At 41.2% G+C, this 19319-nt stretch carries 17 protein-coding genes; 3 read left to right on the top strand and 14 right to left on the bottom strand.

What is annotated here, in order from left to right; all coding sequences use genetic code 11:
• Positions 1–287: 287 nt before the first annotated feature.
• The 8 genes from fdx to trmJ all read right to left on the bottom strand — a co-directional run bounded on the left by fdx (position 288) and on the right by trmJ (position 6558).
• Positions 288–626 (bottom strand): ISC system 2Fe-2S type ferredoxin, encoded by a 339-nt coding sequence (gene fdx, locus QL229_RS12640; RefSeq protein ID WP_235378328.1) that lies wholly within the window; start codon positions 624–626, stop codon positions 288–290.
• Between the two features lie 11 nt (positions 627–637).
• Positions 638–2500, bottom strand: a complete 1863-nt coding sequence (hscA, locus tag QL229_RS12635; protein WP_281546957.1) for a Fe-S protein assembly chaperone HscA — start codon at positions 2498–2500, stop codon at positions 638–640.
• Between the two features lie 47 nt (positions 2501–2547).
• Entirely contained in the window at positions 2548–3075 is a 528-nt protein-coding gene (gene hscB, locus QL229_RS12630; protein ID WP_054552503.1) for a co-chaperone HscB, read from the bottom strand.
• A gap of 77 nt (positions 3076–3152) precedes the next feature.
• Positions 3153–3476, bottom strand: a complete 324-nt coding sequence (gene iscA, locus QL229_RS12625) for an iron-sulfur cluster assembly protein IscA (RefSeq protein WP_054552502.1) — start codon at positions 3474–3476, stop codon at positions 3153–3155.
• An 11-nt stretch (positions 3477–3487) separates the two neighbouring features.
• Positions 3488–3871 carry a Fe-S cluster assembly scaffold IscU gene (gene iscU / locus QL229_RS12620; RefSeq protein WP_054552501.1) on the bottom strand — a complete coding sequence of 128 codons (384 nt, stop codon included), beginning with the start codon at positions 3869–3871 and terminating at the stop codon, positions 3488–3490.
• Positions 3872–3911: 40 nt separating this feature from the next.
• A complete protein-coding gene (locus QL229_RS12615; RefSeq protein WP_054552500.1) occupies positions 3912–5129 on the bottom strand; it encodes an IscS subfamily cysteine desulfurase in 1218 nt (405 codons plus the stop codon).
• A gap of 22 nt (positions 5130–5151) precedes the next feature.
• Positions 5152–5643, bottom strand: coding sequence for a Fe-S cluster assembly transcriptional regulator IscR (iscR, locus tag QL229_RS12610; RefSeq protein WP_063701779.1), 492 nt, complete (start codon positions 5641–5643; stop codon positions 5152–5154).
• Positions 5644–5835: 192 nt separating this feature from the next.
• Positions 5836–6558, bottom strand: a complete 723-nt coding sequence (trmJ, locus tag QL229_RS12605; RefSeq protein WP_138556713.1) for a tRNA (cytosine(32)/uridine(32)-2'-O)-methyltransferase TrmJ — start codon at positions 6556–6558, stop codon at positions 5836–5838.
• A gap of 864 nt (positions 6559–7422) precedes the next feature.
• Between trmJ and suhB the strand changes: the two genes are divergently transcribed.
• On the top strand, positions 7423–8226 hold the full coding sequence (gene suhB / locus QL229_RS12600; protein ID WP_135923326.1) for an inositol-1-monophosphatase: 804 nt from the start codon (positions 7423–7425) through the stop codon (positions 8224–8226).
• Positions 8227–8291: 65 nt separating this feature from the next.
• Here the strand turns inward: suhB and QL229_RS12595 are convergent, their stop codons facing one another.
• The 5 genes from QL229_RS12595 to QL229_RS12575 all read right to left on the bottom strand — a co-directional run bounded on the left by QL229_RS12595 (position 8292) and on the right by QL229_RS12575 (position 14520).
• Positions 8292–9122, bottom strand: coding sequence for a transporter substrate-binding domain-containing protein (locus QL229_RS12595; protein WP_135923325.1), 831 nt, complete (start codon positions 9120–9122; stop codon positions 8292–8294).
• Positions 9123–9204: 82 nt separating this feature from the next.
• Positions 9205–10995: a GGDEF domain-containing protein gene (locus tag QL229_RS12590; RefSeq protein ID WP_138556711.1), complete on the bottom strand. Its 1791-nt coding sequence runs from the start codon at positions 10993–10995 to the stop codon at positions 9205–9207.
• 87 nt (positions 10996–11082) lie between these two features.
• The gene (locus tag QL229_RS12585; RefSeq protein ID WP_138556710.1) at positions 11083–11613 is read right to left on the bottom strand and encodes a hypothetical protein; all 531 of its coding nucleotides are present in this window, start codon (positions 11611–11613) and stop codon (positions 11083–11085) included.
• A 127-nt stretch (positions 11614–11740) separates the two neighbouring features.
• Positions 11741–12697, bottom strand: coding sequence for a sugar-binding transcriptional regulator (locus tag QL229_RS12580; protein WP_138556709.1), 957 nt, complete (start codon positions 12695–12697; stop codon positions 11741–11743).
• 467 nt (positions 12698–13164) lie between these two features.
• Positions 13165–14520: a carbohydrate porin gene (locus QL229_RS12575; protein ID WP_281546956.1), complete on the bottom strand. Its 1356-nt coding sequence runs from the start codon at positions 14518–14520 to the stop codon at positions 13165–13167.
• A gap of 499 nt (positions 14521–15019) precedes the next feature.
• On the opposite strand from QL229_RS12575, the gene QL229_RS12570 reads away from it, so the two are divergent.
• Positions 15020–16744, top strand: coding sequence for a hypothetical protein (locus QL229_RS12570; RefSeq protein WP_281546955.1), 1725 nt, complete (start codon positions 15020–15022; stop codon positions 16742–16744).
• A gap of 3 nt (positions 16745–16747) precedes the next feature.
• Positions 16748–18256 (top strand): mannitol dehydrogenase family protein, encoded by a 1509-nt coding sequence (locus QL229_RS12565; protein WP_138556707.1) that lies wholly within the window; start codon positions 16748–16750, stop codon positions 18254–18256.
• A 115-nt stretch (positions 18257–18371) separates the two neighbouring features.
• Here the strand turns inward: QL229_RS12565 and secF are convergent, their stop codons facing one another.
• Entirely contained in the window at positions 18372–19319 is a 948-nt protein-coding gene (gene secF, locus QL229_RS12560; protein ID WP_135923319.1) for a protein translocase subunit SecF, read from the bottom strand.

The raw sequence follows: 19319 nt of genomic DNA, 5'->3' as shown, positions 1-19319 counted from the left end.
TCAGCTATCAGCTATCAGCTATCAGCTATCAGCTATCAGCTATCAGCTATCAGCTATCAGCTATCAGCTATCAGCTATCAGCTATCAGCTATCAGCTATCAGCTATCAAAAACATAAAACCTGAGAGATCAATGTAAAGCTATTTCAGTTCATTAACACAAAGAACTAAACCTCTATCTCGATCTGCTAAAAACTGACGGCTGAAAGCTGACAGCTCTAAAAAACAAAAAACCGCTGTAGAGACCAAGCAACTACAGCGGTTTTTACGAAATCAAAGCCGTTAAAAATTAATGCTCTTCATTAACGATATTGAGATTATACTTTGGAATTTCAACCACTAAATCTTCATCTTTGATCACCGCTTGGCAACCAAGGCGTGACTCAGGCTCAAGACCCCATGCTTTATCTAGCATGTCGTCTTCAAGCTCATCGCTCTCATCTAAAGAGTCAAAGCCTTCACGGATGACTAAGTGGCATGTTGTACATGCACATGATTTTTCACATGCATGCGGAATGCTAATACCATTCTTTAGCGCAACATCTAATACTGTTTCACCTGCAGGTGCTTCAATTGCTGCGCCTTCTGGGCATAATTCTGCATGGGGAAGAAAAATAATTTGTGGCATACCTTACCTCGTTAAACTTCGTCTACTGACTGCCCTTGCAGCGCTTTTTTGATTGATGCATCCATTCTGCGAGCAGCAAATTCGCTACTTGCATTGTCTACAGCTTCAATCGCTGCTTTAATTTCTGCAGGTGTTGTTGCAGTTTCACGTACGGCAACAAGTTTAGCAATTTCTGCTTTTAACGCACCTAATTCTTGTTCATCAAGTAATGCACTGTCGGTTGCAAGTGATGCTTCAAGCGCTTCTACGACACGTAACGCTTCAACTTGCTGCTCTTTAAGCATCCGCGCTTGCATATCGTCTTTTGCGTTAGTCATTGATTCTTTGAGCATGTTTGCAACTTGATCATCCGATAAGCCAAATGATGGTTTCACTTGGATTTCAGCTTGTACACCGGTTGATTTTTCCATTGCCGATACACTTAATAGGCCATCAGCATCTACTTTAAAGGTTACGCGGATGTGCGCAGCACCTGCTGCCATTGCCGGAATACCTTTTAAGCTGAATTTAGCCAGCGAACGACAATCATCAACCAGCTCACGCTCACCTTGTAATACATGCAGTGACATAGCCGTTTGACCATCTTTAAAAGTGGTGAACTCTTGTGCACGTGCTACAGGGATCGTGGTATTACGTGGAATAATTTTCTCAACCAAGCCACCCATGGTTTCAAGACCTAGCGACAGTGGTAATACGTCTAATAGCAACATGTCTGAATCTGGCTTATTGCCAACCAATACATCTGCTTGTAGTGCGGCACCGAGTGCAACTACGCGATCTGGGTCGATAGAAGTCAGTGGCTCTTTATCAAAAAATGCAGCAACTTGAGAGCGTACAATTGGCATACGTGTCGAGCCGCCAACCATAACTACTTGTAATACTTCTTCGTTCTCGATACCCGCATCTTTTACTGCACGGCGACAAGAACGTAGTGTTTTCTTCACCAAACTAAGAGCAAGCTCATCAAACGTTTCGCGAGTTACTTCAACTTTGTGGCTTTGACCATCAAACTCTAAACCAACATTTACAGTTTGGTATTGGCTTAGTGCTTCTTTACAGGCTTTTGCTTTATTGATGAATAAACGCAATACCGATGCAGAAAGCTCGCTCACACCCGTTTGTTTTTTGAAGTAATCAACTAATAGCGAGTCAAAATCGTCACCACCAAGGCTTGAGTCACCGCCAGTCGCAAGTACTTCGAATACACCTTGGTGTAAACGTAAAATAGAAATATCGAAGGTACCGCCACCTAAATCGTATACGGCGATAATGCCTTCTTGGCCTGAATCAAGACCATACGCAACAGCCGCAGCGGTTGGCTCGTTTAATAAACGTAATACCTTAATACCAGCAAGCTCTGCGGCATCTTTGGTGCTTTGACGCTGTGCATCATCAAAATAGGCTGGCACAGTAATAACCGCGCCTAAGATGTCTTGGCCTGCAAAGCTGTCTTCTGCGCGCAGTTTTAATGCTTTTAAAATTTCACTCGATGCAGTAACAGGGCTAATTGCACCCGCAACCGTGCTGATTGCTAATGAGCCATCATGCTCACAAAATTCGTACGGCAGTTGACCATAGCTTTTTTCGATTTCAGCCTGAGTTTTACCTAAAAAACGCTTAACTGAAATTAGTGTGTTTGCAGGGTCTTGAGTAGCAGCTGCTGCCGCTCGTTCACCAACCACAATGCTATCTGCTTGATATTGAACAACCGAAGGTAGCATCGCATTGCCTGCTAAATCAGTCAGTGTACGCGCTTCGCCGCTTTGCACTGTTGCAACTAACGAGTTAGTTGTACCAAGGTCAATACCGACTGCTAATTTGTGCTCATGTGGTGCCGCGCTCTGCCCCGGCTCAGCAATTTGCAATAATGCCATAATGCTCTTTTTAAACTCTTAAATAGCTGTTGTGTAACAACTAACGATTAATCATCAAATAAACTGTCTTCAATACGCTCTAGTTCATCGCGTAACTTATAAACAAACTTCAATTTACGAATATTATCAGCGGCAGCTTGCCATTGTTGCTCATCATTACTTGCCAGCTGAGCGGCTAATTCGCTGCTGTATTGCTTATCGAGTTGTTTAATTTGCGCTTCAAACTGGGCAATTGCTGCATCAGGATCTGCGGCATTTTCAAGTTCTTCTAACTCTTCACGCAGTTCCATTTGCTGCATTAAGAATAGCGGGTCTTGCAATGTTTGTTGCTCGGCGCGAATATCAACACCTAACTCGCTTAGCATGTACTCAGCGCGTTTTACCGGATGTTTTAAGGTTTGTAATGCATCATTGATTTCTGCTGCATTTTGCACAGCAAGTAATTTATCACGGCTGCTAGAGCTTGCGTGGCGATCTGGATGAACTGCGCGTTGTAGCTCAAGGTAGTGTTTATTAATAGTCGCTAAATCAATGTTGTAATCTACTGGAATTGCAAATAACTCAAAGTAACGCATTACATAATCCAACTCGGTAAACAGGAAAGAACAAAGCCCTACATAGGCAGGGCTTCAAGCAAAGAAATTTTTTAAGCTTAAACGGTGAAGCTTTCGCCGCAACCACACTCATCGGCTTGGTTCGGGTTATTAAACTTAAACCCTTCATTCAAACCTTCTTTGGTGTAATCAAGCTCAGTACCATCAATGTAGACTAAGCTTTTGGCATCAACGATCACTTTCACACCACGGCTTTCAAAAATTTCGTCGCCGTCAGCTAACTCATCAACAAATTCAAGAACATAAGCAAGACCTGAACAGCCCGTCGTTTTAATGCCAACGCGTAGGCCAATGCCTTTGCCGCGATTTGCTAAAAATGATTCTACGCGGTTTGCTGCCGCATCTGTCAATGTCACTGCCATGAATTTATCTCTTACTTCGCTTGTTTGCTTTTGTAATCAGCAATTGCTGCTTGAATCGCGTCTTCTGCTAAAATTGAACAGTGAATTTTCACTGGCGGTAACTCAAGCTCAGCACTGATATCAGTATTTTTGATTGTTGCAGCTTCGTCTAATGTTTTGCCTTTTACCCACTCAGTTACAAGTGAAGAAGAAGCTATTGCGCTACCACAACCATATGTTTTGAATTTTGCATCTTCAATTACACCTTCTGGTGATACTTTGATTTGCAATTTCATTACGTCACCACACGCTGGTGCACCCACCATACCTGTTGCAACCGATGGATCATTTTTGTCTAAAGCACCCACGTTACGTGGATTTTCAACATGATCGATTACTTTATCACTATAAGCCATAATACTATCCTCACTACCTGCTAGCGGCGGCGATCACTAATTAGTGATGCGCCCACTCAACTGAATCTAAATCAATACCTTCTTGATGCATTTCCCATAGAGGAGACATCTCACGTAAACGGCCGATCGAGTTTTTGATTAGTTCAACGGTGTAATCAATCTCTTCTTCAGTCGTAAAGCGGCCAATGCTGAAACGAATTGAGCTGTGTGCCAACTCGTCATTACGGCCTAATGCACGTAGTACATAAGAAGGCTCTAAGCTTGCTGAGGTACAGGCTGAACCTGATGAAACAGCAATGTCTTTAACAGCCATTAATAACGACTCACCTTCAACAAAGTTGAAGCTGATATTTACAATACCTGGAACTGAGTGACTTGGTTCACCATTGAAGTAAACTTCGTCCATATCAGCCATAATGCCATCGATCAGGCGCTTACGAAGTGCGCTGATGTGTGCATGGTCTTTTTCGAAATCTTCTTTAGCGATTCTAAATGCCGCACCCATACCAACTAATTGGTGAGTAGCTAGTGTGCCTGAACGCATACCACGCTCATGACCACCACCGTGCATTTGCGCTTCTAAACGTGCACGTGGCTTACGACGAACATAAAGTGCGCCTACACCTTTCGGGCCATATACTTTGTGGCCAGAGAACGACATGAAATCTACTTTTAACTGTTGCACGTCGATAAGTACTTTACCTGCGCTTTGTGCAGCATCTACGTGGAACATAATTTTGCGCTCACGGCACATTTCGCCGATTGTCGCGATATCTTGGATAACACCTAGCTCGTTATTTACGTGCATTACGCTCACAAGTACTGTGTCGTCACGCATTGCAGCTTCAAGCTTTTTAAGGTCAAGTAAACCGTTTTCTTCAACGTCCATATAGGTTACTTCGAAACCTTGACGCTCTAGTTCACGACACGTATCAAGTACTGCTTTGTGCTCTGTTTTAACAGTGATAACGTGCTTGCCTTTCTTTTTATAGAACTGCGCAGCACCTTTAATTGCTAGGTTATTTGATTCTGTAGCACCTGAAGTGAAAACAATTTCACGCGGGTCAGCGTTGATCAGATCAGCGATATCTGTACGTGCTTGATCAACCGCTTCTTCTGCTTGCCAACCAAAACGGTGTGAGCGTGATGCAGGGTTACCAAAATTACCGTCCATAGTCAGGCATTGCATCATTTCTTTTGCCACACGTTCATCAACAGGCGTGGTTGCTGCGTAATCTAAATAAATCGGTAACTTCATTTCTCTCTCCGCTTTCGTCAAGCTACAGTTGACAGCTTACTTGAATGTTTTCCAGTTGCTTAATTGCAGTGTTGATGCTGTTATCTTGGCGTGATGCGACTTCTTTCACATCTGACTTTTCAACCAATTCAGCAAGGGTAATACTATTTAAAAACTCTTCGATACGTGCGCTTAAGTCCGACCATAAAGTGTGAGTCAAACAACGCATGCCGCTTTGGCAGCCACCCGTTGCGTTGTGGCAACGTGTTGCATCAACAGACTCATCAACGGCATTAATCACATCGCCGACAGAAATTTCGTTTGCTTCTCTACCTAATAAATATCCGCCACCTGGGCCACGCACAGAGGTCACAAGGCCATTTTTACGTAAACGGGCGAATAATTGTTCAAGGTAAGATAACGAAATCTCTTGGCGTTCAGAAATATCGGCAAGAGGCACTGCACCCACATTTGTATGTAGTGCAACATCCAACATGGCGGTTACTGCGTATCTGCCTTTTGATGTTAACTTCATGGAGCCCCCGATGTTACTGCACGCTAAGGTGTGCAAATTTTAATTACCAGACCAAAATAGTCAAGTATTATCACTTGATAAAAATTGATACTTGCCATTGATAAAACCGAATACTTGACAAAAATAGTCAAGTACTGGGTATATTGTAATTACCTGAGTAATTTAGTCAAGTATTATACTTATAACCTGTGATTATTTAATAGACTTATTAATAGAGGTAAGAATACCGCGTAAGATGTTCATCTCAGCTTCTTCTGGACGCGCGCGGTTAAATAAACGACGTAATTTAGTCATTACCATGCCAGGGTGTTGTTTGATAATAAACCCCGTGTCGTTTAGCGTTTGCTCTAAGTGCTCGTAGAACAGCTCAGTTTGCTTCGCATTTGGATAGGTTGCTTCGTCTTCTTCTTGTACTATTGGCTGTTTATTTAAATAAGCCATACGTGTTTCATAACACAGTGTTTGCACCGCCATCGCTAGATTTAGCGAGCTATATTCAGGGTTGGCAGGAATACATACGTGGTAATTACATTGTTGTAGTTCTTCGTTCGTTAAACCACTATTTTCACGACCAAATACCAGTGCAACAGGACCGTGCTCAGCTTCAGCTACTAATTTTTCACCACATTCACGCGGCTCAACCATAGGCCAAGATAATGTACGTGAGCGTGCACTGGTACCAATTGTTAAACTACAATCGGCAATTGCATCTGCTAGCGTATCTACAACCACTGTTTTACCTAAAACATCAGTTGCACCGGCTGCAAGCGCACTGGCATGACTATCAATTTCACAAGCAGGATCAACAAGATATAAATTTGATAAGCCCATCGTTTTCATAGCACGTGCCGCTGAGCCAATATTACCAGAATGTGATGTGTTAACTAATACGATACGAATATCATCAAGTGTCATTGCGTTGTTACTTACTGAAAGTCAAAAATTGCGGGGATTATAACATGGCTGCAACCGCTAGGCGATATGCTTTGAACGGTAAGCGGTAAGGCTCGATATTACATCGCGCAATAATTCTATAATTCACAAAGAGGACAAAAGACGCTGCGCTATAGAGGAAAAAAATCTGTGGTTTCCTCTTTATCTTCTCGTTCACTTCTCTTTGTGCATATTGTACAAAAACATTTGAACCACAGAGAACACAGAGGCGCTTCGCGCTACACAGAGAAATCCAAATGTTCACAAAGAGTGATAAGAGACGCTGCGCTTTAGAGGAAGAAAAAAATCTGTGGTTTTCTCTTTGTCTTCTCATTCACTTCTCTTTGTGAAGATTTTTTTCGCGCGAAAGAAATAAATTTCACGCCTACATCAAAGGCACCTAATCGCACAAAGAGGATAAGAGACACTGCGCTTTAGAGAAAACAAAAACATGATTATCGCTTCCTCTTTATCTTCTCATTCACTTCTCTTTGTGCATATTTTACAAAAACATATTTGAACCACAGAGAGCACAGAGGCGCTTCGCGCTACACAGAGAAAACAAAAACGTAATTACCACTTCCTCATTCTTTTCTCTTTGTGCACATATATTTGGTATTAACGTACTTCCTACGAGTTAGGCCTTGGGCAAAATGCTCAACCCGCAACACCATTCGACATCAAACTAATAGCTTACCGCTTGTAGTGCAATAGGATCCCCTTGCATTTCAACCCTGTACAAAAAACAACCTGATTTATTCGAGTTTCTTGTTTACTTTACGCTAGAAATCGCTAGAATACGCCGGCTTAAATATATTCGTTCTTTTACAACCCAAAGGTAATGCTATGCATCCAATGTTAAACATTGCGGTTCGCGCTGCGCGTAACGCAGGCAAAATTTTACTTCGCGCAAGTGAAGATTTATCAAAAGTTGATGTACAACAAAAAGGCACTAACGACTTAGTGACTAACATCGACAAAGAAGCTGAAGCCGCAATTCGTGACACTATTTTAAAATCTTACCCTGATCATTGTATCGTTGGTGAAGAGCTTGGTGAGCACAAAGGTAAAGATGCAGATTACCAATGGATTGTTGACCCACTTGATGGCACAACTAACTTCATCAAGGGTATCCCTCATTTCGCAGTATCTATTGCACTTAAAGTTAAAGGTCGTTTAGACCAAGCTGTTATCTATGATCCAATTCGCGGTGAATTATTCACAGCATCTCGTGGTCAAGGCGCACAGCTTAACAGCAAACGTTTACGCGTAACTAAAACTAACGAGTTAGCAGGTTCTGTACTTGCAACTGGTTTCCCATTCAAACAAAAGCACCACTTAGACGCATACTCTGAAGCGTTTAAAGCGCTTTTCGTACACACTGCTGATATCCGCCGTGCAGGTTCTGCGGCATTAGATATGGCTTATGTTGCAGCAGGTCGTGTTGATGGTTTCTTTGAAATTGGCCTTAAGCCATGGGACACAGCAGCAGGCGAGCTTTTAGTTAAAGAAGCGGGCGGTATGGTTGTTGATTTCGCAGGTGGTATTAACTACAACCAAAGCGGCAACATCATTTGTGGTGCACCTAAATTAACGCAAGCGATCATTCGTGAAATTCGCCCAGTGTTAACTGAGTCACTACTTCGATAATAGCGGTTGTAATTATACCAAGCCGCAATATTACTTAATTAAGCGAATTGGTATCTAAAAAGGAGCTAAGGCTCCTTTTTTTGTGGCTGAAAATAATCGTTATCGAGTTTTATTTCTATGGCTTCACTTTCTTTAAACGGCAATTTAGCTAAGTCTTCAGCGAAGTAGCTAGCAAATAACTGTTCAAACTCGCCCGTGCTTTTCATCGTTGTCAGTCCTTTCATTAACACTTCAGCTAGTTCAGGCCTATGATTACTAACAAAAAAGTAAAATGCTGTTGGATAACTGATATATAAGTTTGGCACTATAACCAGCTCATCACTTTTCACTTGCTCTAGTTCAGAGATCACTTCAATGAACGAACGCGGAAAATAATCAACTCGTCCTCTGATCACTAAACTAAACATCGCTTGATAATTTGCCAGCGGCCTGACTGTTAGGCCATTTTGCGCAAGAATTTTTGTATCCGGCCAATCATGCCCTTGAATTGCAGTTAAAGGCGCTAAGTCTTGTTTAGTTTTTACTGATTCGAAAAGTGGTAAAAATGCACGTTTCGTTAGTAGAGCTCGCTTACCAATATAACCCTTGAACAAAGGCACAGGTACTGCAATGGCAAGGTGTTCTCGCTCAGGGCTTGTCATGCTCCAAAATATATCTGCTTGCTTTGCATCAAGCATCAGTAAGGTACGTTGTTGATGAGGGTGTACTAATACCTCATTAATTTCTGCTTGGTAATTACCAGCACGTAAAGCCGCTGCCAGTAATTCATGAAGATAATAATCACGCTTGTAGAGCGGGCGCTGTTCAATCGCTAAATTCACCACATTTTTTGCTTCTGTGGTAAGGCTGTATCCTAGGCTAAGCAATACTAAAATTGCGCTACATAGTCGCTTCATTGTTATTTTTTGATAGTGTTTTTTTTAAGCTACACCTACTCAAATGTAGACACAAGCAAAACTTACTAAACTTAAATTTTCTTCATAGTCCGACAGATGCACTGTCATCTTTCGCACAACTAAGGCGCACAACAGCAGGTGCTGGTCGCCTTCTTTGGCAAACAAATAAATGGCTACTTTGATAACGCTTAGCCTCTTTTTTTGCATCTGTCGCCAGCGCAGCTACCTGATGACTATTAATACACAGCTCTAAATCTGGCTTAACTAACCCTATCGATAGTGTAAGTAAAGGCACAAACTGCTTTTTACCTTCTCGATTACTTGCCCAATAACCCCCTTGCTCAATATGCTCAGGCGTAAAAAATGCGCGAGATTGATGCTCAAATTTATTAATGATGTCATGGCACACTTGCTCTGCATCATTTTTATCAAACACGACCATAAAATCATCCCCGCCAATGTGCCCCACAAAGCCTTTACTCGTGCTGCACGCCTCGACAATAACCTCAGCTAGCAGCTTTATTACGCTATCACCACTGGCGTATCCGTACAGATCATTGAATTGTTTAAAGTGGTTTAAATCAACATAGGCTAGCGAGAACGGATAATTATTGCGAAGCCTTAGCTCAATTGCTTCGTTAATCGCGACATTACCCGGCAGCATTGTAAGCGGGTTGGCATGTTGTGCATGGCGGATTTTTTCTTCAGTAATGTGCTTTAAAATATTACGTAGGGGTGCCAATCCTAAGTATTCACCACTTCGGGTGATCACAATGTGACGTCGAATATCAAACTCAAATTCGGTAATTTGCTGACTCACCGTATCGAGTAACTCGTTTTCGTCTACCACTAACGGCTGTTTATCCATTAAAGAAGTAACGGGTTGCTTATCATAAAGCGCATGCCCATACGGGGCAGCAAATACTTCGGTAAGTTGATCTCGGTGTAATAAACCAACAGGAATATTATGCTCTAGTACCGCAAGGCTCGTTAAGGTTTTATCTTGCTCAAAAATTTTATGAGCATCTTTACAGCGGGTTGTTGATTCAATACTTGCATGTTCAACTGCTAACCAGCCAATCGCCATAGACTGTTCAAAATTACTTTCAGTATCTGATGATTCTAAATGCTTTAGGCAGTGAATATTAATTTCGTAACTAGGCTGTAAACTTGGCCTTTCTAACAAAAAGCCTTGTGCATGCTGTACCCCTAAACTTTCGAGTAAGCGAAGCTCCTCTACACGCTCAATGCCTTCTGCTATTACTTGCGTATTGGTTGCTTTAGCAAGCTCAATAATAGACTTTAAAAACTCTTTTTTAACCACACTCTGGTCGCAATGATCAATAAAGTAGCGGTCTATTTTTACAAATTCAGGACATAACTCAGACCATTGTTTTAAGCCCGAATAGCCGGCGCCTAAATCATCAATTGCAATCGAAAAACCTAGCTCACGATAATGTGCAATAGTCTTTAACAATAAAAAGCCATCATCGACTTTTTCTTGCTCTGTAACCTCGATAACCACACGATTAGCAGCTAAACCGAACTGCTCAACAAGGTGCAAAGTTTCACCTTTTGGATGACACGGATCGAGTAAAGTCTTAGGGCTTACATTTAAGAATAACTTACCTTGTAGGTTAAGCTTAACAAAGTTCTCAATCGCTTTACTGCGGCAAAGTAACTCTAACTCAGAGATTTTATGACAAGCAATGGCTTCGCTGAACAATGCACTGGGCATTTCTAACTCAGAATCTTTAGGCCCACGACTTAACGCCTCATAGCCCAAAATATGTTGATTAGAAATATCAAAGATAGGTTGAAACAAGGTTTCAATTGCACTGTTATCTAAGATCTGCTGTAGTTGTGCGCTCACCTTACACCTAGCATCAGTAATACAAATAGGCGACTAAATTAGCAACCTTGTATGACAATTTTATGGCAAGGCTATGACTAGCAATGACTACTCAGCAGCAATCATTTCTATCTGCTTGATGCGTGCAAAACTATCAATCATTTTTAACTTTGCGTGTTGGTAATCACTTTGTGCTAAATCTGCTTGTTGAGTTAGTGTATAGACCGCAAGTGGATTAAGTAATAGCTTTTGTGCGTGGTAGCAACTCGGCGCTGAGAATTCAGGTAGTTTGGGGAGCTCTTCTTGAGACCCGCCATTTTCTATTTGTTGCTGTTTAATCATGGCAATTTGCGCCATAACGTTTAGACTTTCTTCGCATTCTGGCAGTTGCTCTTTAAGATTTACAAACAACTGCTTTGATGAGCCGATTAAAGTTGTTACTGAGTCACTTATCTGCGTTGGCGTAGATTGGCTTTGTAATAAACTAACTACATGCCAAGCTAGGTTTTGATACATATCTAATTGCTGTCGCACATCACCACTTGTATTGCTACTGCTTTCAGGCTGCTGAGGTGATGGCTCTTCTGTACATGCAACAAGCAAACAAAGTGAACACGCGCTCAGCATTAGCTTTTTCATAAGTTCTCTCATAAATAACAGTATATTACCGCCTCGTCATTTAATTTATCTTTGCAAGTGAGTGAATGAGATGCCTTCAAGTAAAAGCAACGCAAACTAACTAAGCAAGGCCTCTCGCTAATAGCATTTATAAATGCAATAACGCTTCAGCAGTAGACTCATTTGTAATGAGGGAGTTGATCATACCAGACTCTATTGCCCCGGCAATGGCTGGAACCTTGTTCTGCCCTGCAGCAATTCCTATTACATGTTTGTCTCGACGAGTAGACAAAGCAACGCTCGTTACACACTGGTTTATATCAGATTGAACGAGTTTGCCATTACTATCAAATATCCAACTTATTACTTCACCTATGGCACCCATAGCCTCAAGTGCCGCAAGCTCATGTTGTGTAATAAACCCATCTAAATGTAAAGGGGAGTTTATCCCCAAGTCACCAACCCCGACAAAATATACATCTGCTTGTAGGGCGAGCTCATGAACATTTTTTACATGCGTCAGCTGTTGCCATTGAGCTTTATCTGCTTGCGTACTAGCAATAACAGGAACAGGCATAGGAAAATGTCTTGCCCCTAAACGCTCTGCAACATGAATAGCAACATCATAACGACTAGCAGAACCATCCTGCGCTATGTTTCCAACCAACGAGACAATACGGTGCTGAGGGCACTGCATATTGGTAAGTTCATTAGTGCAAGCACGTAAGGCTCGTCCGGTCCCAAAAGCAATCGTCTTAGCTTGTCGGCTTTTTGCGTACCGTTCAATTTCAGCTGCACCGGCTTGTGAAAGACCCACTACAGAATCAGCATCACCCGGCACACTCGGAACCACCTCACACTTGAGTAAGCCGAAGCGTTGTTGAAGTAAATCAGCCAGTTCCATGCAACGTTTAATTGGGTGTTCGAGTCGGACTTTTATTAACCCTTTTGATACGGCCATTGCCACTAATCTTTGCGCAGATTGTCGAGATGTATTGAGCTGTTTAGCGATCTCGTCTTGTGTTTTTCCTGCAACATAATAAAGCCAACCAGCTCTGGCCGCTTCCTCTAATTTTTGGTTTTCAGTAATAGGGGGCAAAGCCATTATTTATACCTGTTTTGGCCATTAATGAAAAAATTAACAGTAAAATGATTCACTGCACCAATCTATTCGTTTTTGCTATTTTTGCAGATTAACATACAGAATCAGGCTTATTGGTATCAAACCCAACTATGCGCCAGCTATTATTGAGTTCTGGCTACTGATTTAAAAGATACCATAAATTTTAATAACATAGCCTGTTTTAAACTTAATAGTATTACTACTCTAAAACAAAATTCAGGGTTCAAGGAAGTATTAAACATGATTTCTACCCTATTTTTACAGAGTAACCACCAAGCAACGATTAAATAAAGCCTTACTGAACAACAAACACAGTGCGAGTAAAACTTAAAAAACAGCACGTTCACTTATGAATCGTGCTGTTTCTTATTGGTTTTGCAAAAAACTAGCGGGATATTTCTTAACTATTTTTTACAGCCATCTATTGGCACGCAATATAAAACTAGAGATTAGAAGTTAAAACTCAGCTGTAAACCCGCAATGATGGCATTCTCTTCATCGCGATCACCATTTGGATGAATAATGAATTGAACACTTGGCATCAACTCAATCGCAGGCGTAATTGCATAATTGTAGTTAAGCTCAATAGGGTATTCATGACTACGCACATTAAAATCACTATTTATATGATTTACATTATATTTATGCTGTGCATCAGTTAACTCTTTACTGACGCTGTTTCGCCCAATAGCTAATCCAATACGGTCATTAGGGCGACTAGCATATGGCGCTGTAATAAACCCTCCTATCGCGATCACTTCACCCACTGCGCTAATACTACTATCTGCATGAATCATACTCGCAAATACCCGTAATCCACCACCTGATGGATTGCGTGTTATTTGCTGTTCAAGGTTAAAATAAAATGCGTTATCCGTATCTTCAATCGCAACAGCATCAATAGTCGAACCGCCCGGAAAGCCAGCTTCATTTACAAGCTTGGCTTTATCTAGGCTGCTACGAACGACACCAACTCGGTAATCCCCTTGCAAGCCATGCCCATAGTTCACTTTATATTCTAACTCTCCCACCACGGTGGTACCGTCAATACCACCTGATGTATGCAGCTTCAACCCTTGGTTCAACGACATTACTTGTGGGTTTACATCGTAGCTACCTATTTTAAATAATAAGTTATCCGATAACTTATACGTTAATTGCGCCCCTAAAGTACTCAATGGATCACCATACCAACTACTACTCAAATAATTAGATGAACCACCACTGCAAAATGTTAAATGCTGAAAAGCGCAGCTCATAGCAAAAAAATCAGCGCTTGGATAAATTCGACCAACTTTAATACTGAGCTGATCATCGAACAGCTGTTGAGTTAATGAAAATTGTGTGAGACGAGTTACATTTCCTCGACCATAAATTTGCTGTGATTGAAGTAATGATGGAATACCTGCCTTGTTGTTTATTAGCTCACCATTTCGATTTGTAATTTCTACTTTAAACTCAGCCCCAGACCAACCAAAAAGCTTTTCAAGATCAATATATCCACCAACAAAAAATTGGTCAGCATAAGCCACCTCATTATCAAGACCGCCTTTCAAATTATGAGCAACCTGATTGAAATAGCCTAAACGAAAATCCATACCTCGCTGCGACAATTCAGATCGTGCCCCGCTCCAGTCACCTGTTATATATTTTTGTGCATCAAACGTTTCAGCCCCATGACTTGTAAAAGAACTTAAAACCAAAATCGCTGACATTGAAGGAATTAAACATCGCTTTTTCACTAAACAACGAAAAAACAACATTTTTGATTTCTGTGTTACTGCAATCGATTGATTGTTATCCATGTATGTGTTCTCCATTTTAATTACGCTCGAGTGCTCTAAACTCATCGCCAAATTGTTACTACCACCTTTCAATTTGAGCAAACAAACACTGATTGAGCATATTCCCAACACATATAATATTTGTCAATAAAAACAGCAAGAGCTTGCCAAACATCGAAATGACAAATAACAGTATGAAATCACTAAAAAACAACATTAAGTCAGTTAAATATCACTAGAGTTATGATGAATGATGAACCTCCCTCTTTATCCACTCATTAACTTATTATTGACAAAACAATACACCAGTAGGATTATGCCCAAAGGCAACAACAATGCCCAAACAAATTATTTACCATGGAGTAGGTAATTTATTACAGTTGAATTAGACGCGTTGATCCATAACACACACCTTGTTTGAGTCGAGGTTTTCATATTTTTAGGAAGTTTTAATAAAAAAGAATCCCTTTAAAGAACATTAAAGAGCAGCACGTCATATGACTAACAGGGACAAGTACTTATGAAAAGTAATCAGGTCGATTTAAAAGGATTAGAAGAGGAACAATTACCGATTGCACAACACAAACTCAAAGGATGGAAGCACTTTTTAGGTCTATATGCAGGTGAACACGTAGCTGCAACGGAGTTTGTATTTGGTGCAACATTTGTCGCACTTGGCGCAACCATGACAGATATCCTCCTTGGATTACTGATCGGTAATATTCTTGCTGTATTGAGTTGGACGCTCATAACAACCCCCATAGCTGTAGAAACACGTTTAAGTTTATATACCTACCTACAAAAAATTGCTGGTGACTCGATGACCCGGCTATACAACTGGGCGAATGTAATTATATTTACTGTTATTTCTGCAGCCATGATTACAGTTTCTGCGACCGCAGTCCGCTTTGCCTTAAATATTCCGGCTCAACTTAACTGGTATCCAACTAACTCTTTATTTGTCATGGTTGTACTGGCTGTAGGGATCATTGTTGTACTTGTTGCCATGTATGGTTTTAACGCCGTATCACGCTTTTCAGGTATTTGCGCTCCTTGGTTGTTCGTGATGTTTATAAGTGGTCCATTAGTGCTTATGCCAGAGCTTGCAAATGCTGTTATTGGCCAAACAGTCGTCTCTAGCTGGGGAGACTTTATGCATATTGGCAGCATCTCTGTTTGGACGGGTCTTGATGCAAATGGTGAACCCGGAATTGGTTTACTCGAAGTTATAGGCTTTTCTTGGGCTGCAAATACAATTACCCATTTTGGCTTAATAGACATGGCTCTTCTGCGCTATGCAAAGAAAAAAAGTTATGGGCTATGTACCTCTGCAGGCATGTTATTTGGGCACTATATAGCTTGGATCTCTGCAGGTATTATGGGCGCGGGGACTGCAGTTTTAGTGAAGAAGTCTATTGTTGAATTGGATCCGGGCGATGTTGCATTTCACGCACTAGGCTTATCTGGGTTAGTGATCGTTATTGTCGCAGGATGGACAACTGCAAATGCCAACCTGTATCGTGCAGGCCTTGCTGCTCAGGCTATTTTTAGTAATCAATCTCGAACTAGAACCACATTTTTAGTAGGTATAGTTACAGTCATCATTGCATGTTTTCCGTTTGTATTTACCAAACTATTGCCATTATTAACCTATGCAGGTCTCTTAGTTGTACCTGTGGGCGCTATTGTATTTGCTGAGCACTTCTTATTTCCAAAACTTGGGTTAACTCGCTATTGGGTAACATACAAACAGCTTCAGCACAGCTCTGCGGCTGTTTTATCATGGGCTCTGGGACTCATCTTTGGATTTACGTTGAATGCGATAGACATTATGCCTTTTTACTACTTATTCATCCCAACATGGATATTTAGCATCATCGTTTATATCCAGTTAGCTAAAAGATACGGAGCTGCTGATTCATACCCAGAACAAGAAGCTGAACTTGCTGCGTTTGATACAAGTGTAAAAGAATTTCATGCCGAGCAAGCAGCTAAAGAGCCTCATTTCGCCATTGATCAGCGTGGATTTACCAAACTATTGTCAACACTTGCGTGGTTAAGCTTAGGTGTAACGATAGCACTGGCTACCAATACCATGTTCTTTTCACCTGATATCAGTTCATACGAGGCTAACCGAACATTATTTTTTAACATTGGATTTGCCTGCACAATTATCTATTTTGCTACAGCTTACTGGGCGATGCATCGTAGAAACCATTTTCAGCCAGCAAGTTTAAGGAGCTAAGATATGGACGTAATTTCACTACAGCAATCTACGTTGAGCTCATTACCCACCACAGTGGCAGTCCCAGAATATGACCGCCAAGCATTGCAATCAGGTATCGTTCACGTAGGGGTGGGTGGATTTCATCGCTCACACCAAGCTTTCTACACTGATAACTATATTAACCTTAGTGATGATTTACGCTGGGGTATATGTGGTGTTGGTTTACGTGAAGCAGACCGCTTAGTAAAACAACATCTAGAATCACAAGACTACCTTTACTCAATTTTGACGAAGCACCCTGATGGACATACGCAAGTGCAAGTTATTGGCTGCATGACGGATTTTCTAATGGCCCCTGACGACCCTGAAGCAGTCATTAGTAAAATGGCTGCTGACGAAACGTATATTGTATCATTAACAATTACCGAGGGAGGATATAACTACGATCCATCTAGCGGTGAATTTGACTTTACTAATCCTGATATTCAGCATGATTTAGCTAACCCAGATAAACCTAAGCTTATCTTTGGTTATTTGGCTGCTGCATTAGCACGTCGACGAAAAACCGATAGGCCGCCATTTACCATTCAGTCATGCGACAATATCCAACACAACGGCGACATTACTCGAAAAATGCTTGTTACTTATATTCGAGCATTCGATCACGGACTTGCCGATTGGGTCGAAAGCCATGTTTGTTTCCCCAATGCCATGGTAGATAGAATAACTCCAGCAACGGATCAAAGCGACTTAGCACTTGCTAAGAATTTGGGCATTATTGATAAATGGCCTGTTACTTGTGAACCATTTCATCAATGGGTGATTGAAGACAAGTTTAGTCAACAACGCCCAGCATGGGAACTTGTTGGTGCCCAGATTGTAGATGATGTAACACCTTACGAAACGATGAAGATTCGTCTACTTAATGCTAGCCATTCAGTGCTTGGCATTTTAGGTTCTTTACGCGGCTATCAAACTATTGAACAAGCAATCTGCGATCCTTTGTTCACTAAGCTTATAACCGAGTTTATGGATAAAGAGGTCACACCTATTTTAGATGCCGTACCGGGTATTGACCTTAGTGACTATAAAAAAACACTAATTGCCCGTTTTGCAAATCCAAATATCAAAGATAGCCTTACAAGAATTTGCTCACAAAGCGCAGCCAAAGTATCTACTTTTTTGGTACCAACAATTATGGAAAACCTCAAAAGCAACGGTAATACTGCTATTGCGAGTTTAGTTATTGCTGGATGGTGTTTATACAGTGATACGCATTTAACCCAAAAAGGAGAGCCTTTAGAGATCATCGATGATATGGCTGAAACATTACAACAGGCAGCTCATGCATCGCGAATTTCCCCGCTCGCTTTTCTGGAGCAACCGAGCATTTTTGGCGCACTTGTTGAAAACACGTCATTTTGTAATGAATATAAATCTTACATTAGTAAGCTCTATGCAGGTGTGGCTATTGAGCACATTATAGTATCACTATTAGATCAGGCTCAGGCGAAGCAAGCTTATAATTAGACGATAAAACGTGATTAGTGACTAGTTTTGTCACTTGAATGATTAAATATCATTGCCAGTGTATATAAAAACAAAAAACCGCCCTAATTAGGGCGGTTTCTTTTTGTATCACTTATTAAGGCATAGGATCGAGATCCGCACCTTCTTTTTCAATTACTTCTGGAATTAAGTCTTCTTTACTTACACCCATTGCAATTGCTACAGCTGAAGCAACATAAACAGATGAATAAGTACCGATGAACACACCAAACAGTAATGCCGTTGCGAAACCGTGGATCGTTTGACCACCCCAGCCAAATAACGCAATCAATACTAGAATAGTGGTGATTGATGTTACTAGGGTACGGTTTAACGTTTGCGTTAATGAGATATCGATAATTTCAATGGTGTCATCAATACGCACTTTACGGAAGTTTTCACGGATACGGTCAGAAACAACGATGGTATCGTTCAGTGAGTAACCTATTACCGCCAAGATTGCCGCAAGAATCGTTAAGTCAAACTCAAGACCTAGTATTGAGAATAAGCCTAATGTAATGATAACGTCGTGTAATAGTGCTGATACCGCCCCTACCGCAAAACGCCATTCAAAACGAAACGCAACGTAAATTAAGATACAGATAAGTGCAGTTAACATGGCAAGGCCACCCTGCTCTTTTAGATCTTCACCAACACTTGGGCCAACAAACTCGATACGACGCATTTCTACTGTCGGCTCAACTTTTTGTAATGCCGTAATGATTTGGTTACCAATCACTTCTGCTTTTACGCCAGCACCTTGTGGAGCAAGACGGACTAGAATCTCTTTACTTGAGCCAAACAGCTGCACCGAGAAATCTTCAAAGCCGCTTTCTGTGATTGCATCACGTACTTCTTTAAGATCAGGTGCTTGAGTAAAGCCCACTTCAACAGCAGTACCGCCTGTGAAGTCGAGGCCGAAATTTAAGCCTTTAGTAAAAAACGATACGAAAGAAGCCAAAATCAACAAAGTTGATAATGTCATGGCAAACTTTCTTAACTTCATAAACGGGAGTGTTTTACCACCGAGTTTTAAAATTTGCAT

The sequence above is a fragment of the Pseudoalteromonas sp. PAR1 genome, from assembly GCF_947311895.1.
In the GTDB taxonomy this organism is placed as follows: domain Bacteria; phylum Pseudomonadota; class Gammaproteobacteria; order Enterobacterales; family Alteromonadaceae; genus Pseudoalteromonas; species Pseudoalteromonas lipolytica_C.
Note: the sequence above shows the minus strand (reverse complement) of the source record. Positions and strands in the feature narration are given on the sequence as shown.

Coding starts and splice junctions, on each gene's coding strand:
- QL229_RS12575 (WP_281546956.1), bottom strand. CDS start 14,520: ATGGATAACAATCAATCGATTGCAGTAACACAGAAATCAAAAATGTTG.
- hscA (WP_281546957.1), bottom strand. CDS start 2,500: ATGGCATTATTGCAAATTGCTGAGCCGGGGCAGAGCGCGGCACCACAT.
- iscU (WP_054552501.1), bottom strand. CDS start 3,871: ATGGCTTATAGTGATAAAGTAATCGATCATGTTGAAAATCCACGTAAC.
- suhB (WP_135923326.1), top strand. CDS start 7,423: ATGCATCCAATGTTAAACATTGCGGTTCGCGCTGCGCGTAACGCAGGC.
- QL229_RS12580 (WP_138556709.1), bottom strand. CDS start 12,697: ATGGCTTTGCCCCCTATTACTGAAAACCAAAAATTAGAGGAAGCGGCC.
- QL229_RS12595 (WP_135923325.1), bottom strand. CDS start 9,122: ATGAAGCGACTATGTAGCGCAATTTTAGTATTGCTTAGCCTAGGATAC.
- QL229_RS12615 (WP_054552500.1), bottom strand. CDS start 5,129: ATGAAGTTACCGATTTATTTAGATTACGCAGCAACCACGCCTGTTGAT.
- trmJ (WP_138556713.1), bottom strand. CDS start 6,558: ATGACACTTGATGATATTCGTATCGTATTAGTTAACACATCACATTCT.
- QL229_RS12565 (WP_138556707.1), top strand. CDS start 16,748: ATGGACGTAATTTCACTACAGCAATCTACGTTGAGCTCATTACCCACC.
- secF (WP_135923319.1), bottom strand. CDS start 19,319: ATGCAAATTTTAAAACTCGGTGGTAAAACACTCCCGTTTATGAAGTTA.
- hscB (WP_054552503.1), bottom strand. CDS start 3,075: ATGCGTTACTTTGAGTTATTTGCAATTCCAGTAGATTACAACATTGAT.
- QL229_RS12570 (WP_281546955.1), top strand. CDS start 15,020: ATGAAAAGTAATCAGGTCGATTTAAAAGGATTAGAAGAGGAACAATTA.
- iscR (WP_063701779.1), bottom strand. CDS start 5,643: ATGAAGTTAACATCAAAAGGCAGATACGCAGTAACCGCCATGTTGGAT.
- fdx (WP_235378328.1), bottom strand. CDS start 626: ATGCCACAAATTATTTTTCTTCCCCATGCAGAATTATGCCCAGAAGGC.
- iscA (WP_054552502.1), bottom strand. CDS start 3,476: ATGGCAGTGACATTGACAGATGCGGCAGCAAACCGCGTAGAATCATTT.
- QL229_RS12585 (WP_138556710.1), bottom strand. CDS start 11,613: ATGAAAAAGCTAATGCTGAGCGCGTGTTCACTTTGTTTGCTTGTTGCA.